Here is a 16,145-nt window from a genome sequence, read left to right as displayed (position 1 = left end):
AGCCGAGGCCCAAAGACTTAGTCACTCCAGATCCAGTTCCGGCTTGAAGTCCGACGCATGATACGAGCTGCGCACCAAAGGCGCGCTCGCCACATGACGGAAGCCTTTCTTCAGCGCGATCTGCTTGTAGTTCTCAAACGTGTCCGGGTGGATGTATTCGATCACCGGCAGGTGCTGCGCGGAAGGGCGCAGATACTGGCCCAGCGTCAAAACGGTCACGTCATGCTCGCGCAGATCGTCCATCGCCTGGAACAGTTCGGTTTCCGTCTCACCGAGGCCGAGCATCAGGCCGCTCTTCGTCGCGCACTTCGTGCCGAGCTCTGCGGCCATCTCCTTGGCACGCTTCAGCACATGCAGGCTGCGGTGATACATCGCCCGGCTGCGCACCAGCGGCGTCAGGCGCTCCACGGTTTCGAGGTTGTGATTGAAGATATGAGGCTTCGCCTTCATCACCACTTCGAGCGCATCGTCCTTGCCGTTGAAGTCGGGCACTAAAATCTCGATCGTGATCGTCGGCACCGCCTCGCGCACGGCTTCGATCGTCCGCGCAAAATGATCCGCGCCGCCGTCCTTGACGTCGTCACGCGCCACCGCGGTGATCACGATGTGGTTCAATCCCATGCGCTTTGTCGCCTCGGCGACGCGCTGCGGCTCGTCGGCCTCCAGGGCGAACGGCTTGGCCGTCTTCACCGCGCAGAAGCCGCAGGCACGTGTGCAGCGATCGCCGGCGATCATGAACGTCGCCGAGCCCTGGCTCCAGCACTCCCAGCGGTTCGGGCACTGGGCCTCTTCGCACACCGTGTGCAGTTTCAGGTCCGTGATCAGCCCCTTGGTGCTCCAAAACTTCGGGTCACGCGGCAGGGTCACGCGGATCCAGTCCGGTTTTTTGTCGCGATGCAGGGCAGGGTCGATCTTGGGGGTCATGGGGGGGCAGAATGAATGGCCTAAACGAGGGCGATTGCAACGCGTTTGGCCACCCCCTCAATGCGCCCGTTTGCGTGTGAGCATGATCTCATTGCCTTCGGGGTCCACGCACATGGCCAGATGGGGTGGTTCACCGTTTTCAGGCTCGGGCTCGCGGGTGAGCTGGCCGCCGGCGGCGACGATTTCACGCGCGCCTTCGATCACATCGGGCACCTGAAAGCTGAGACCGGTCCAGGTGCGGGCGCCTTCGCCTCCGCCGTGAATGCCGATGACACCGCCGCAGATGGAGACTTCGCTGATGATGTCGTTCTGCTTGAGGATCGTGCCGCCAAAGACGGTGGCGTAAAAGTTCACGGCACGGTTCATGTCCGCCGCCCAGATCACATACTTGAGTCGTTCCACTTTCATAGGCAGGCCCTGTGCCACACGACAGGCCGGCAAGACAGCGAATCCTGACGAAAGCACGTTCCCCCCGCCCTATTTGCCAAACAGCGGCTTTCGTTTCGGCGGCGGCGGTTCACTCATCCGCTGGGAGGGATTGCCGCCAATTTTCTGGGCTTCTCGCAGTTCTTCCTTGGTGGGCGGCTTGCGTTCGTCTTTGTTCCCGCCGCCGAAAATGCGCGGGGACCATTTGGCATCTCCCACCGTTCCGGAGCCCTTGTAGGCGAGGAGCTGCGTGACAGGAAAAAGCAGGATGCCGAGGCCGCGCAGGCGCACCTCGGCGTTGAAGTCGATGTCGTCACGGATGAAGTCGATGTTCCCGCGGGTGAAGATGCGGTATGCGCCGGACTCGGCCTCAATGTTTTCACTGACGACGAAGCCGTCAGCGACCTCGAAGGTGCAGTCCGCTTTTTTGGCGACGTTGTAGCCCTTGATCGGTGAGGGCAGGATGGCGCCGATGATGGGTGTGAGCGGCCCGAGAACCGGCAGCGCCAGCAGGTTGCCATTGAGAATGGTGAGCGCACCGCCGCCCTTCAGCGCCTTCCAGTCGTTCATGCGGCCGGTGAATTTGAAATGTCCGGTGATGTCCCCTTCACTTTCGTTGCCAGGAGAATAGACCTGCGCGAAACGCTGGAAGCTGATGGAACTCATGCGCAGCTCGCCCTCATAGGGATTGGGCTCGCGGTCTTCGTTCAGCCCGCCCTTCAGGGTGATGGCGCCACCGAGCACGTCGGCGGCGATGTCAAACCGCACATTGCCATCCCGATTTCGGACATCGGCCCGCACGTCCTCGAATGGCAACTTTTCGCCAAACACCTCGTAGGGGAAGCGGCCCGCCTGCACTTCCACATCGTAGTTCGTCACATTCGGCGCCAGATTCACCGCACCCTTCGCACGCAGCGTGTCGCCGAAGAGCCGCCCCCGGATGTCAAAGTTCAGCACGTCGCCCACGATGCGGACATCCCCGTAGGGTGCGTTGATGGGGTAGTCCTCGTTCCACAGCACGTAGTGCGCGCCGCCCACCGCGTTTTTGAACGCCACCTTGTAGTTGTTGAACTGCGGATTGTTCTTGTAGCCGAGGGTGCCGTTCACGGTGACCTCCGTGCCGGTGGAAAAGCGGTAGCGCGCAATCTGGTCCGCAGCCTTCGGCGCAAAGGCGCGCACGATGCCCGCCGCGTCGGCCTCGGCACGCACGTTGACCAGGCGCAGCCACTTTGCGTCATCGTCGTCGTTCACAAACACCAGCTCTGCCTCAGCGGGTCCGTCAGCGCGGCGAAGACGCACATTGGAATAGTTCTGAATGTCCCCGAACAGCGCGAGATCCAGTTCGACGGATTCAAACGGCACGCCTTTGTAACTGAAATTTCGCAGCACCCCGTGACCGGAACTCGGGCAGTCGTGCAGCTTGGGCGACGGCCCGGCGCAGGCCAGATGCACGTCGATGAACGAGGTGTCATCAAAACCAAAGCGCTGAATGATCTCGCGGGTCTTCTGCTGCTGCACGAAGGGCAGGAACACATTCGGATCCATCCGCAGCGTGAGGTTGTATTTGAAGCCCAGCTCACGGTGGTTCATCACATCGAGCCCCAGCGTGCCGGTCTTGTGCTTCAGCAGCGCATCGCGCACGAAGATGCCCTCTGGATTGGCGCCGAGGCTCAGGCTGAGCGAATTGAAAATCTCCCCGCGGCTGCCGAAACGCCCGCAGTCCAGCCGACCGGTGACCTCGGCGGGAATGAAGCCCTCCGGCTTGTCCTTGCCCACGTAGAGGCTGCCCTCCAGCGCGAGCTGCGGCGCCTCGTAGAACACCACCTCGCGCAGTTGATCGATGTCGAAGAAAGCGCGCGCCAGACCGGGAAGATCGGCGCTGGATGTCAGGCGGAAGCGCAGTTTCTCCCCGCCCATGTGCCAAGTAGCGGTTCCGTCGAGCGTGCCGAGATGGTCCTGCAGGTGCAGCCGCCTCAGGTCGATGAATCCGCCGTCGTACTCCGCCTCCGCGACGAGCTCCTTCCAGAGATAGTCTTCAAACGCCAGCCCCTGCGCCTGAAACAGCAGCTCCGCCTTGAGTTCCTGCGGCTTGTCCAGTGCGCCAGACACCTTCACGCTCAAGGTCGGCGCATGGGGCGCACGAAAACGCGCCAGCCAGTCCAGCCCGCGCTGGATCTGCGCACGGTGCTCCCGCATCATGCTCAGGCGCTCCTGCGCGCTTGGCCCTGCCTGATCCCGCTTTGGCTCCGGCAGTTCCACCACGCCGCTGATCGAGATGTGCAGCCCACCGGAAAGCAGTCCCTCCGCATGCCGGATGTCGAGCTGCCGCCCCTGCAGAAAGGCGCGCGCGCTGAGATCCCTCATCTCCACCACCGTCATCTCGGGATGTTCCGGGTCCACCGGCAGCGCCACATTCGCGTGCAGCAGCTCCAGGGCGTCGATCTGCACCCGTGCCTCGATCAGCGAGCCGAAGTCCACGTCGAGATTCAGCCGGTCCACCGAAGCGATCAGCAGCTTCTTGCTGCTGTCGTTGAACACCTTCACGCCGCGCGCCACCAGCCCGCCGAAGGGATTGATCGTCAGATGATCGAAATCCAGAAACACACCATGCTGCGCCAGTTCCCCGGTGACGAACCCGTGCCAGCGCTCCCGAAACGACTCCGTGCTCAGATAAACGCCGCCCGCCAGAACAAAGCTGGCGGTCACGAACAGCAGAAGACGACGCAAAAAGCGAAACATGAAGAACATCGCCAAGTTAACCGGCGCACCCGCACTCACAAGCAACAAGCAGGCCCGTCTGCGCAATGAGAAGACCGTGAGGCGCGAACGAGCCAACCAACAACCAAGAACCAAGAACAAGGAACCCCGCCGCTTTACCGATACTGCTCCGGCGCTCCGATCGGGAACAGCCCAAACGGCGCGATCTGGCTGGCGCGCAGTTTCTCCGGTCCGATGCTCGGCGCATCCGCCGCCAGAAACACCGCGATCTGAATCAGTCCCGTGCGGCCCTGCGGGCTGGTGTCAAACAACGCCCCATGCCCCTCCACCCGCTTGAAGAGCAGCGCGCCCTGCGAGTTGTGATCCAACGTCAGCGTGCCCTTCTTCTCCAGACGCAGACTGCCGCGGCGCAGCGAGGCGGCGCCTCCCGTCTGCACATCCTTCCCGTCCACCCCCACGCCGATCTCCAGCGGCATCGGCGAGCGGTTTTTCAAAACCATGCGGTAGGCCTGGTTCGGCAGCCCGGCCACAAACAGAATGCCGCCGCAAAGGTGCGACTCCAGCCACTTCCCCGTGGCCACGTCCTGAAAGGCCAGGTCCACCGTGCCATCCCCCATGCGGGCAAAACCGTTCTGCCGGTCTGGCACGTCGCCCTGCCGTTCGATCATGTCCACGATCTGGTCCGGTGCCGCATAGACCACGCGGGCGATCATGTGCGGCGTCGTCGCCGTCTGGGAGGGCCGCGCAGGCACGCCGTGATGGTAGAGATTCGGATCCTGCTGCCAGGCCGGCTTCAGCGGGGCCAGCGCGCTCCCGCATGCCGTGATCAGGCACATGCCCGCCACCGTCACCGCCGCCCTGCTGATCCATGCCAATGTCCTGCCTTCGTTCCCTGATGTCATTCTCGAGTCTTGATTTGAAAAGTAACACGCACCAGCCCGGACACTTCTTCCACCGAACGTCGCACCTCGCAGCCCAGCAGGCGCTCGATCATCTCGCACTCCAGTTCATCCACGATCGCATAGCGCGCCGCCAGCTCCCGCAGCGGGCGGTGGTGCTCCACCATGATGAGACGGCCCTGCGCATCCGTCTCGCACGCGCTCAGGCAGCCGTCCGCCGTGCGCAGGCGTGCCAGCAGCTTCGCCCGCTCCTCCACCGTCGTCGCCTTCTCCAGCTTCGCCGCCAGCACCTCGGACTTCGCCTGGAAATAGGTGAACAGCAGCTTCGGCGGCGCCGTCTCGCCATAGACGCGCTCCGCCGTCGTCAGCAGGTCCAGCGTCAGCGCCGGTCCCGCGCAGGGGAAGAGCCCGTCCGCCTTCGGCGTCAGGCGGTAGAGCTTCTCCGGGCGTCCCGAGCCCTTCGCCCGGCGCCAGGTGTCCAGCAGACCCGCCTTCTCCATCTCCACGCAGTGCTGCTTCACCCCCATGTAGCTCATCTTCATCGCCGTGCACAGCTCCGTCACCGTCAGGCCCGTGGAGCACTTCAGGCGCTGGAGGATCTCCAGCGCCGGTGAGTGCAGCACTTCTTTGAGCAGGTTCAGCATGAGGCCCGGTCAGGCTAGCGCGCCGCGCGCCAAGCGCAACGCGCCACCGATCCCATCTCCCCGTCTCCCCCCTACCGTGCCGCTCCGTCCTTGACCCCGCGCCCGGTTTCCGCGAAAAGCAGCGCACCATGCCCGACGCCACGCCTGCGCAGATCACCGCCTTCATTTCCCGCTGGGAATCCTCCGGCGCCGCCGAGCGGGCGAACTACCAGATGTTCCTCTCCGAGCTCTGCGATGTCATCGGCGTCCCGCGCCCGGACCCCACTGCTGCGGACACCACGCGGAACCTCTACGTCTTCGACCGCGCCATCACCCGCACCCACCCGGACGGCAGCAGCACCACGAACTACATCGACCTCTACAAAGCCGGGTGCTTCGTCAACGAAACCAAGCAGGGCCTCACGGCCGACGCCACGCCCGATGACCTCGCCAAGCCCGCCGCCACCAAGACCGGCCATGGCAAGCGCGGCACCGCCGCCTTTGATAAAGCCCTCGAGCGCGCCTACCACCAGGCACGCGGTTACATCACCGCCCTCCCGGCGGAGGAGGGCCGCCCGCCCTTCCTCATCGTCTGCGATGTCGGCCACAGCATCGACCTCTACGCCGAGTTCACCTGCACCGGCGGCCAGTATGAGCGCTTCCCGGATCCCGTCTCCTACCGCATCACCCTGGCCGATCTCCACCGCCCGGAGATCAGAGAGCGACTGCGCAAAGTCTGGCTTGATCCCCTCTCGCTCGATCCCTCGAAGGTCGCCGCCAAAGTCACCCGCGACATCGCCGGACGCCTCGCCCTTTTGGCAAAATCCCTCGAAGCCGACGGCCACGCGCCCCAGGTCATCGCCGGCTTCCTCCAGCGCAGCCTCTTCACCATGTTCGCGGAGGACGTCGGCCTGCTGCCCGAGCACGGCTTCAAGACCCTGCTCGACCGCGCCAAAGAAAATCCCCTCGGCTTTCCCGTGCTCGTCTCCGGCCTGTGGAAGGAGATGGCCACCGGCACCCATTACTCCGCGCTTCTCTTCAAAGAGATCGCCCACTTCAATGGCGGCCTCTTTGCCGACACCACCGCCCTCCCGCTCTCCGCCGCCCAGATCGACATGCTCGCCGATGCCGCCGCCACCGACTGGTCCGGCGTCGAGCCCTCCATCTTCGGCACCCTCCTCGTCCGCGCGCTCGATCCCCGCGAGCGGCACAAGCTCGGCGCCGAGTTCACCCCCCGCTCCTATGTCGAGCGCCTCATCCGCCCCACCATCATCGGCCCCCTGCGGGAGGAATGGGACGCCGTCCGCATCGCCGCCGCCACCCTGCAGGAGGAGGCCGACCAGTGGGAGGCCCAGGCCGATGCGCTGGACATTCAGGCCAAAGCCAAACTCGCCGCAGGCGCGAACGACGCCGCCAAGCAGCTCGGCACCGAGGCTGCGAAGCTCCGCAAGGACGCCAAGAAGAACGACGCCACCGCCCTCGCGCAGGTCATCGCCTTCCACCACCACCTCTGCGGCCTCACCGTGCTCGACCCCGCCTGCGGCACCGCGAATTTCCTCTACGTCACCATGGAGCACATGAAGCGCCTCGAGTCAGAGGTGCTCCAGCTCATCGCCGCCCTCGGTGGCAATGCCAGCCTGGAGATGCAGGGCTTCCGCGTCCGCCCGGAGCACTTCATCGGCCTGGAGATCAATCAGCAGGCCGTCGCCATCGCCCAGCTCGTCCTCTGGATCGGCTACTTCCAGTGGCAGCATAAAACCACCGGCAAGGCCGACACGGGCGACCGCCCCCTGCTGCCAAAGGACCGCAGCATCTTCGAGCAGGACGCCGTCCTCGCCTACGACCAGCGCGTCCCACGCCTCGATCCCCAGACCGGCGAGCCCCTCACGATCTGGGACGGCCACAGCACGAAGCCCCACCCCATCACCGGCAAAGAAGTCCCCGACGAATCCGCCCGCATTCCCCTCTACGATTACCAGAACCCCCGCCGCGCCGAATGGCCCCAGGCCGACTACATCGTCGGCAATCCTCCCTTCCTTGGAAACAAGCGGATGCGTGACGGACTCGGCGACGGCTACGTTGAAGCTCTCCGCGAGGCGTGGAAGAAGACGAAATCAAATGGTTGGGACTTCGTCATGTTCTGGTGGCAAAAAGCAGCTGAACTCACCAGCGAAGGCAAATGCAAGCGCTTCGGCTTCATCACCACCAACTCGATCACACAGCCGTTCAACCGTACTGCTATCGAGGCATTTCTAACAGACGAGAAAAAGCCCCTGCATCTCGCCTATGCGATCTCCGATCACCCATGGGTCGATTCGACCGATGGCGCTGCGGTTCGCATTGCCCTAACAGTGGGTGCTGCCGGAAAATCAGAAGGAGAATTGGCGTCCGTCTTGGAGGAGAGGGAGACAGGTGACGACGCACACGAGGTAATACTCAGCACTGCCATCGGTAGCATCGCAGCAAACCTTCAGCTTGGAGCGGATGTCTCAGGCACCGTGGATATTCTTGCAAACTCAGGGCTTGCGAACCAAGGCGTTACCCCACTCGGGCTTGGATTCCGCTTGGTCGCTGATGACCTTCCCGCGTTGAGAGTCCAAGATGGTGAAACCCACCCTGTGGTGAAACCCTATGCGATTGGTCGCGACATCGTTCAGCGGTGGGAAAACAAATTCATCATCGACTTCTATCCCCTCTCGGAAGATGACGCATCTAAACTCTACCCAGAGTTGTTCCAGCATGTGATGACCACTGTGCGCCCTGAGCGACTCGCGAAAAAGGACAACAACAAAGACACTTTAGACTACGGCAACCGCTGGTGGCAGTTCGCTAAGCCCAGAGAAAAGATGCGTCCTGCTCTTGCTGGACTGCCCCGCTACATCGCGACCTGTCGCACCGCCAAGCATCGGTTGTTCACATTCCTCGCTGGCAACACGGTTCCCGACGCGAAGATCGTCGCCATCGCATTGGACGACATCTTCTACCTCTCAGTCTTGTCCAGTTCGGTTCACGGACTGTGGGCGGAGCGAACGGGCGTTCGCATGGGCGTTGGAAATGACCTGAACTACAACCACGCCTATTGCTTCAACAAGTTCCCATTCCCCGCCCTCGAAGAAGGCGCGTTGAAGCAGCGCATCCGGGAGCTGGGGGAGCGGCTGGATGCGCACCGCAAGCGCCAGCAGGCCCTGCATCCCGACCTCACCCTCACCGGGATGTACAACGTCCTCGAAAAACTCCGCGCCGGAGATGCCCTCACGCCCAAGGAACGCGTGACCCACGACCAGGGCCTTGTCTCCGTGCTCAAACAGATCCACGACGAGCTCGACGCCGCCGTGCTGGAGGCTTACGGCTGGGTGCCCGATCTCGAAGGCCCCTTTCCGCTGGCCGACCGCCTGGCGGAAAAAAACGCCCACGCCGAGGCCATCGAGCAGGAAATCCTCACCCGCCTCGTCGCCCTCAACCACGAGCGTGCCGCCGAAGAGCAGCGCGGCCTCATCCGCTGGCTGCGCCCGGATTACCAGGCCCCCGGCGCCGCCGCGACCGCCGCCAGCCATCAGTCCGAGATCGGCCTCACCGGCGAAGACGACGACACGCCGGACACCGCCCCCGCCGCCCAGCTCGACTGGCCCGCCGAACTGCCCGCCCAGGTCGCCGCCGTGCGCAAGCTCCTGCCCGCCACCGGCCCCGATGCCGAAACCCTCAGCGCCTGCTTCGGCCGCAAGAACAAAAAGCGCACGGATCAAATCACCGCCATCCTCGCCACCCTCCGCGCCCTCGGCCACCTGGCTTAGCTCTGCGGGAGCGCGGACCTCCGGGTCCGCAGCATTCCGAAACTTCGACAACACCAAAGGAAACGGGAAACAGCTATTCCCCGCCGGCGGGTTTGTTTTCATTTCGCTTCAGGCTGATCCATTTTGCCACCGCCGCCACGGCTGACAAACTTCCGGCTGCGGCCGGAGCCGTGACCGCAAGAACCGGCATCGTGACCATCGCCCCCAGGGCCAGCAGGTTGGCGGGGGGACAGGAGGTGACGATCCTGAGACAGGTGAGGATGAAGTCAGATAATGCTTTCATGAGGATGCGGGGTGGTGGTGAATCAATAGGTGGTGGCTCGGAAAACTCAGGCCTCGTGGCGGGGTGGAAAGGAGTCTGGCGGCAGTTGCGAGAGTCTGCATTTACCGCTGGGACGCACGTGCATGATGCGCATCATGCGCATCATGCGCACCCGTCCCGACGCTCCCGTTGCTCATCCATGGCCTCCCGCCGGAGGAGCACGCCGCCGCCCCCGGCGTCGAGTGTGCTGGAGAGCCTGTTCCTTCGACGACCTGCTGCGATACCTGCGGCACGCTGCAGGATGCGGTGACGAAGGTGCCGGAGCCGAAGATTTTAGGCCAGCCGGGGACGCGGCAGGGCTGGAGACGAAGATTTTGGAGCAGCCGGGGACTCGGCAGGGCTGGAAACGAAGATTTTGGGCCAGCCGGGGACTCGGCAGGGCTGGAAACGAAGATTTTGGGCCAGCCGGGGACGCGGCAGGGCTGGAGACGAAGATTTTGGAGCAGCCGGGGACTCGGCAGGGCTGGAAACGAAGATTTTAGGGCAGCCGGGAACGCGGCAGGGCTGGAAACGAAGATTTTAGGGCAGCCGGGAACGCGGCAGGACTGGAAACGAAGATTTTAGGGCAGCCGCGACGGCGGCAGGGCTGGAAACGAGGGGGCTGGAGCCGCGGGAGTCCCGGCAGGGGACTGCGGGAAGCGTTCAGCGGTGCCACGTGATCCGTTTAGGTAAAAACGAAGAAACGACCTATACCAAAAGCCTTGTGATTATCCGCGTGATTTTTTATTCGTAGGTGAATTCGTCCTTTATTTCATCGGGCGCCGTGCCTGACGAGGGGAGGAATTCCAACCACCTTGCGGCACTCCTTTCCCTCCTGATCCCCGTGGCCAGATTCGGACAAGCTTTTTTCGGAGACGGCTCACGCTTCGGAGCGCAGGACGCGCCGCGCACCACCCACAAACGAAAGTCCATGGCCTCGAACGAACTGCCCGACAAACGTGACCGCCTTTTCGCCCTCGGCGATGACATCTGCGACGGTCTGCACACCCACGAAGCCGGCGTCGGCATCAAGCAGAACATGGAGGCGGTGGTGCGGCCGGCGCTGGACGCGGCGCGCGCGGCGGAGGCGGCCTACGGCACGGCGCAGGTGGCGCGGAAGACGGCCAGCGCCACGCTGACGGCGGCGGACACCACGGCGCGCGGCTTCCTCCTCAACGCCCGCAAGCGGCTGTCGATGTTCTTTGGCGAAAGCTACAACACGGAGTGGGGCGCGGCGGGCTGGCCGAACAATTCCACGGGCGTGCCGGGCACGCAGGATGAGCGCTTCAATCTGCTCAACAGCCTGAACACCTACCTGACCGGCACGCCCGCCCACGAAAGCACGGACATGGGGGTGACGGCGGCGCAGGCGGCCACGCTGCACACGACGGTGAGCGATGCGCGCACGGCGCTGGACCAGAAGGTGACGGAGGCCGGGCAGGCGAAGTCGGCACGGGACACGGCGGAGGCGAACCTGCGCAAGCGCCTGCGCGGGGTGATCACGGAACTGGACACGCTGCTGGGGCCGGATGATCCGCTCTGGCATGCCTTTGGCCTGAACCGCCCGGCGGACGAGTCCACGCCGGAGGCGCCGAGCTTCACCACCGCCACGCCCGGCGGCGCGGGCATCCTGCATGTGGACTGGGATGATGCGCTGCGCGCGGACCATTACCGCGTGTGGATCTTCATCGTGGGCACGGACAGTGATTTCCATGCCGAGGAAACGGTGACGGACAGCGATGCGACGCTCAGCGGCCTGCCCAGCGGCAGCACCGTGCGGGTGCGCGTGACCTCCGTGAACGGCGCGGGTGAAAGTGCGCCGGGGCCGGTGGTGGAGGTGGTCGTTCCTTGATCGGCAATGAAGGGAGCGCGGACAGGAGTGTCCGCGCTCCTCTTCTCCAAGTCTCCTCTTCTCCAACTTTCCCCATTTTCAAAACGCCATGCCTTACGATCCCCAATGGCCGCAGAACGGCCAGAACATCGACGCGGACCGCTTCCGCGAGCAGTTCAGCGGCCTCAAAACGCTGATCGACGCCATCCAGTCCACCGGCAGCGCGACGGTGGACGGTGTGAACACGCTGCCGCCGGGAACTCCGGCGGCGGTGAGTGTGACGGTGAGCGGCGACACGCTGCACTTCACCTTTGGCCTCCCGCAGGGGGACACCGGAGCGGATGGCAGCGCCGGTCCTCAGGGCAGTGAGGGCCAGCAGGGTCCGGAAGGACCGGCCGGGCCGCAGGGCAACGACGGTCCGCCGGGACCGGAAGGACCGCAGGGGCCGATGGGTGAGATCAGCAACATGGACCTGAGCAACGCGATCTCCGGCACGAGCAGCAACACCAACGGGGTGGCGACGCTGGGATTGGTGGCCAGCAGTCCGCCGACGCAGAACGAAGTGCAGGCCTTGGCGGACAAGCTCGATGAGCTGATCAATGCGCTCAGACGGTAGGGACCCGCTGTGTCGGGTCCGAAGAATTGAGTCCCAGAGGGAACGTGACACCCAAGAAGTGGGACGCGGCGCAGCGCGTCCCTACCGGGGGAGGGCCGGGACGAATGCACCCAAAGAGGTGCAGGGGACGTTTGACATTCGAACCCGCCCGCGCCTAACCTCCGCCCCACCGACCCGCAGCACATGCACGACACCCCCACGCTGCCTGAGAAAGAGTTCCGCTCCTCTGCTCCTGGCTTTTGGTCCGACAAAAACATCCCCGCCGAAGACTGGAACAACGCCGCCTGGCAGCTCCGCAACCGGATCACGACGCTCAAGCAGCTCGAAGAACATCTCACGCTGACGGAGGAGGAGCGCGCGGGCGTGCTGCTCTCCGGCAACAAGCTGGCGATGGCGATCACGCCGCATTATTTCAACCTGATCGACCCCGAGGACCCGGGCTGCCCGATCCGCCGGCAGGTGATCCCGCGCATCGAGGAGACGTGGGAGGACCCGGATGAAATGGCCGACCCCTGCGGTGAGGACAGCCACATGCCGGTGCCAGGACTGGTGCACCGCTATCCGGACCGCGTGCTGTTTCTGGTGACGGACCGCTGCGCGAGCTACTGCCGCTACTGCACGCGCAGCCGCGTGGTGTCCGGCGTGGGCGAGCAGGAGCTGCACACGGAGTTTGAAGCGGCGTTCCGCTATCTGGAACGCCACACGGAGGTGCGCGACGTGCTGCTCTCCGGCGGGGATCCCCTGCTCTTCTCCGATGCGAAGCTCGACGGGCTGCTGACACGCCTGCGTGCGATCAAGCACATCGAGTTCATCCGGATCGGCAGCCGCGTGCCGATCTTCCTGCCGCAGCGCATCACGCCGGAGCTCTGCCGCATGCTGCAAAAACATCATCCGCTGTGGCTGAGCATCCACACCAATCATCCGCGCGAACTGACCACGGAAGTGCGTGACGGTCTGGCGCTGCTGGCGAACCACGGCGTGCCGCTGGGAAATCAAAGCGTGCTGCTGCGCGGCGTGAACGACAACGCGGACGTGATGAAGAGCCTGATGCACAAGCTGCTGATGTGCCGCGTGCGCCCGTATTATCTCTACCAGTGCGACTTGATCCAGGGCAGCTCCCATCTGCGCACGAGCGTGGCGGACGGCATCGAGATCATCGAGCAGATGCGCGGCCACACCACGGGCTATGCCATCCCGCAGTTCGTCATCGACGCGCCGGGCGGCGGCGGCAAGGTGCCGCTGAATCCCGACTACGTGCTGGTGCGCGACGAGCAGCGCGTGGTGATCCGCAACTACGAGGGCAGGACCTTTGAGTATCCGGAACCGGCGCTGGTGCGGCGGTGATCCGCCTCATGGCAGCGGAAACTGCGCGCAGTCACGCAGCCAGAGAAGCCAGCCTCCGGGCAGCGCCATCAGCCAGAGCAGACGGCCACCCAGGGAACGCAGATCGCCCAACTGACGCAACACGCCCACACCGCTGAGCCAGGCGAAGCGGCTGTACTGCACGGCGGCACGCAACAAACGCAGCGGCGCGGTGAAGAACCAGCCGCTCTCGAGATCGAGCACCATCTTGAACATGAGCCGGTGGCCGGCGGCGTTCGTGCGCGGATTCGAGCGGCCATGCACGAGGGAGGGTGCGTCCGTCCAGTAGATGCGCAGTTCCTCGTTGATGTGGCGCGTCTTCCAGCGCCGCGAGATCTGGCACCAGATGTAGGACTCGGGAATGAAGTTGCCCGGCACATCCTCGGGATAGGGAAACTGGCGCAGGACATCGAGCCGCAGACAGCCCCACTTCTCCCCGCGCACCTTGTGACGGTACTCGAGTTCGGCGGCGGAGCAGTCGAGCGGATCGGACGGGAAACGCGAACCGACGAGCGCGCCGTTTTGATCACGGCAAAGACTGGTGATGCCGGAGAACGAATCGCGCTGCGCGGCGGGGAGATTTTCCCAATGATGCTTCAAACGTTCGAGCGCATCGGGCAGGCAGCCGTCATCGGAGTCGAGCTTGAGCCAGAGTTCGCCATGGGATTCACGCAGGGAGAGATTGTGCGCGTGATGCGCGCCGCGATGCGGCTCCTGCAAATACCGCACAGGAAAGGCGGCGTCGCTTTGATAACGGGCCATCAGGGCGGCGGTGTCATCGGTGGAGCCGTCATCAATCACCAGCCACTCAAAGTCGCGGCAAGTCTGCGCCTGCAGGCTTTCGAACACACGATGCAGGGTGTGTGCGCGATTGAAGGTGGGCGTGTAGACCGTGAACAGCGGCATGGGATGTATGACGGATGCCTGAGCCGTGGCCGGATGCCACCTCGAATTTCTGCAATCCTACCCCTCAATACGCATTGTCGCGCTTGAAGAAGGTGAGCAGCATGATCTGCAGGTCGAGCCAGAGGCTCCAGTTTTCGAGGTACCAGAGGTCGCACTGGATGCGCTCGCCGAGATCGGTGTCACCACGGAGCCCGTTCACCTGCGCCCAGCCGGTCATGCCGGGCTTGGAATGATGGCGGGCGTTGTAATGCGGGATCTGATGCTTGAAGCCCGCGATGAGTTCGGGGCGCTCCGGACGCGGGCCAACAAGGCTCATCTCTCCGCTGAGCACGTTCCAGAACTGCGGCAGCTCGTCGATGTTCCACTTGCGCATGAAGGCGCCGATCTTGAGACGACGCGGATCGTCCTTCACGCACCACTTTGCGCCCGTGGCCTGTTCGGCGTTCAGTTTCATGGAGCGGATCTTGATGATGTCGAAGGGCACACCGTTGAATCCCCAGCGGCGCTGGCGGTAGAAGACAGGACCGCGGGACTCCAGCCAGACGATGGCGCTGAAAATCGCGATGATCGGAGCGCTGAGCAGAAGACCGATGGAGGCACCGACGACGTCGAGCGCGCGCTTGAGAATCACATTGAACGTGTCATCCAGCGGGAGGCGCGTGACGCCCAGCACCGGCGTGCCGGCGATGGTTTCGAGCGTGAGGCCGGAGACAAACACCTGAAAGCAGGAGGGGATCACCTTGTACTGGATCATTTCACGCTCGCAGAGGTTGGCGAGCGCGACCATCTGCTCACGAGGGCCGTGGAGATCCGCCACGACGATCATGTCCACGGCGTGAGTGCTGACGAGACGCTCCACACTTTGAAGATCTCCCAGGCAGGGAAGCACATCCTCCGCCGGTCTGCTCTCCTCCGCACCGCCGGTGCTGACCCAGCCCATGAGATCAAAGGCACAGGCCTGGTCACGCTTCATGGTATTCCACAGAGTGACCGCCTCCGCGTTCCAGCCGACAAACAACGTGCGCTGCTGCAGGGCTTCGATGCGCCCCGGAGCACGCAGGTATTGCATGAAAATCATCCGCCAGCCCAAAATCAGCAGCAGTGCGGTGGCACCGTTGAGCGCCACATACACGCGGGAGATGCTGGGCTGCAGGTTCAATGTCAGGGTGATGGCCAGGAATCCAGCCGTCCAAACCAGAATACCCTTGGCGATTTTGGAAGCCACCCAGCGGCTGCGCAGGAGGATATTCTGATGGTAAATGCCCTGCCATCCCAAAACCAGGACCAGCGAAAGGCTGCCCAATGCCATGTGACCGCCGTATTGGCGGAACGTCATGGCGTCAAAGTTGCCGAAATCTCGCAGGAACGTGTGGAACCGCAGCCAGTAGGCCGCATAGGCCGCAAGAATGGCCATCACCAAGTCCCCCAAGATGCTGACCAGCACCCAGAAATGGGGGGACAAAAACTCCTTTTCACGCCATGTGCGTCGGGCTTCCAGCGCTTGGAACGCAGAACTTGGGTTTAGGATGGCTGGATCAACATTTGCGGCTTCCATGGCGAACAGTTTATTCGATGCTCTAAATTATAGCAATTATCACCCGATCGCAATATAATAGTATGAAAATTATCTTGGATTTGATCAAAATATTCAATCAAGACAATCAAAAGTGAGAAAGTAGATCCTATCGGCCACATCGTAGCGGTTGCCCAGAAGTGGAACTTCTCTGCCTCATCTGGCCAATTCCGAT

Annotated in this window: 12 protein-coding genes; 4 read left to right on the top strand and 8 right to left on the bottom strand. The window is 63.4% G+C overall.

The annotated features are described in order from the left end of the window. Positions 1 to 21: 21 nt before the first annotated feature. The 5 genes from lipA to KDL09_RS04815 all read right to left on the bottom strand — a co-directional run bounded on the left by lipA (position 22) and on the right by KDL09_RS04815 (position 5,611). Positions 22 to 924, bottom strand: a complete 903-nt coding sequence (lipA, locus tag KDL09_RS04835; RefSeq protein WP_294382085.1) for a lipoyl synthase — start codon at positions 922 to 924, stop codon at positions 22 to 24. Between the two features lie 57 nt (positions 925 to 981). Further along, positions 982 to 1,332, bottom strand: a complete 351-nt coding sequence (locus KDL09_RS04830) for a VOC family protein (protein ID WP_294382082.1) — start codon at positions 1,330 to 1,332, stop codon at positions 982 to 984. 69 nt (positions 1,333 to 1,401) lie between these two features. Next, positions 1,402 to 4,089, bottom strand: coding sequence for an AsmA-like C-terminal region-containing protein (locus KDL09_RS04825; RefSeq protein WP_294382078.1), 2,688 nt, complete (start codon positions 4,087 to 4,089; stop codon positions 1,402 to 1,404). A 134-nt stretch (positions 4,090 to 4,223) separates the two neighbouring features. Then, positions 4,224 to 4,970, bottom strand: a complete 747-nt coding sequence (locus KDL09_RS04820) for a hypothetical protein (RefSeq protein WP_294382075.1) — start codon at positions 4,968 to 4,970, stop codon at positions 4,224 to 4,226. Beyond that, positions 4,967 to 5,611, bottom strand: a complete 645-nt coding sequence (locus KDL09_RS04815) for a hypothetical protein (protein ID WP_294382072.1) — start codon at positions 5,609 to 5,611, stop codon at positions 4,967 to 4,969. The genes KDL09_RS04820 and KDL09_RS04815 overlap by 4 nt, the downstream gene beginning before the upstream one ends. Before the next feature lie 128 nt (positions 5,612 to 5,739). Here KDL09_RS04815 and KDL09_RS04810 point away from each other — a divergent pair, with 128 nt between their 5' ends. Then, positions 5,740 to 9,381, top strand: coding sequence for a DNA methyltransferase (locus KDL09_RS04810; RefSeq protein ID WP_294382068.1), 3,642 nt, complete (start codon positions 5,740 to 5,742; stop codon positions 9,379 to 9,381). A gap of 73 nt (positions 9,382 to 9,454) precedes the next feature. On the opposite strand, the gene KDL09_RS04805 is transcribed toward KDL09_RS04810, so the two are convergent. Continuing rightward, a complete protein-coding gene (locus KDL09_RS04805; RefSeq protein ID WP_294382065.1) occupies positions 9,455 to 9,664 on the bottom strand; it encodes a hypothetical protein in 210 nt (69 codons plus the stop codon). A gap of 949 nt (positions 9,665 to 10,613) precedes the next feature. Here KDL09_RS04805 and KDL09_RS04800 point away from each other — a divergent pair. The 3 genes from KDL09_RS04800 (at position 10,614) to KDL09_RS04790 (ending at position 13,473) form a co-directional block, all read left to right on the top strand. Then, positions 10,614 to 11,534, top strand: a complete 921-nt coding sequence (locus KDL09_RS04800; protein ID WP_294382063.1) for a fibronectin type III domain-containing protein — start codon at positions 10,614 to 10,616, stop codon at positions 11,532 to 11,534. A gap of 88 nt (positions 11,535 to 11,622) precedes the next feature. After that, positions 11,623 to 12,129 (top strand): hypothetical protein, encoded by a 507-nt coding sequence (locus KDL09_RS04795; protein ID WP_294382060.1) that lies wholly within the window; start codon positions 11,623 to 11,625, stop codon positions 12,127 to 12,129. 183 nt (positions 12,130 to 12,312) lie between these two features. Continuing rightward, the gene (locus tag KDL09_RS04790) at positions 12,313 to 13,473 is read left to right on the top strand and encodes a KamA family radical SAM protein (protein WP_294382059.1); all 1,161 of its coding nucleotides are present in this window, start codon (positions 12,313 to 12,315) and stop codon (positions 13,471 to 13,473) included. A gap of 6 nt (positions 13,474 to 13,479) precedes the next feature. Here the strand turns inward: KDL09_RS04790 and KDL09_RS04785 are convergent, their stop codons facing one another. Both KDL09_RS04785 and KDL09_RS04780 read right to left on the bottom strand, forming a co-directional pair. Beyond that, the gene (locus KDL09_RS04785) at positions 13,480 to 14,397 is read right to left on the bottom strand and encodes a glycosyltransferase family 2 protein (protein ID WP_294382058.1); all 918 of its coding nucleotides are present in this window, start codon (positions 14,395 to 14,397) and stop codon (positions 13,480 to 13,482) included. A gap of 64 nt (positions 14,398 to 14,461) precedes the next feature. Further along, the gene (locus KDL09_RS04780) at positions 14,462 to 15,859 is read right to left on the bottom strand and encodes a sugar transferase (protein WP_294382056.1); all 1,398 of its coding nucleotides are present in this window, start codon (positions 15,857 to 15,859) and stop codon (positions 14,462 to 14,464) included. Positions 15,860 to 16,145 lie beyond the last annotated feature (286 nt).

This window comes from Prosthecobacter sp. (assembly GCF_020439865.1).
Lineage (GTDB): Bacteria > Verrucomicrobiota > Verrucomicrobiia > Verrucomicrobiales > Verrucomicrobiaceae > Prosthecobacter.
The sequence above is the reverse complement of the archived record's forward strand: the minus strand, read 5'-3'. Positions and strand labels throughout refer to the sequence as shown.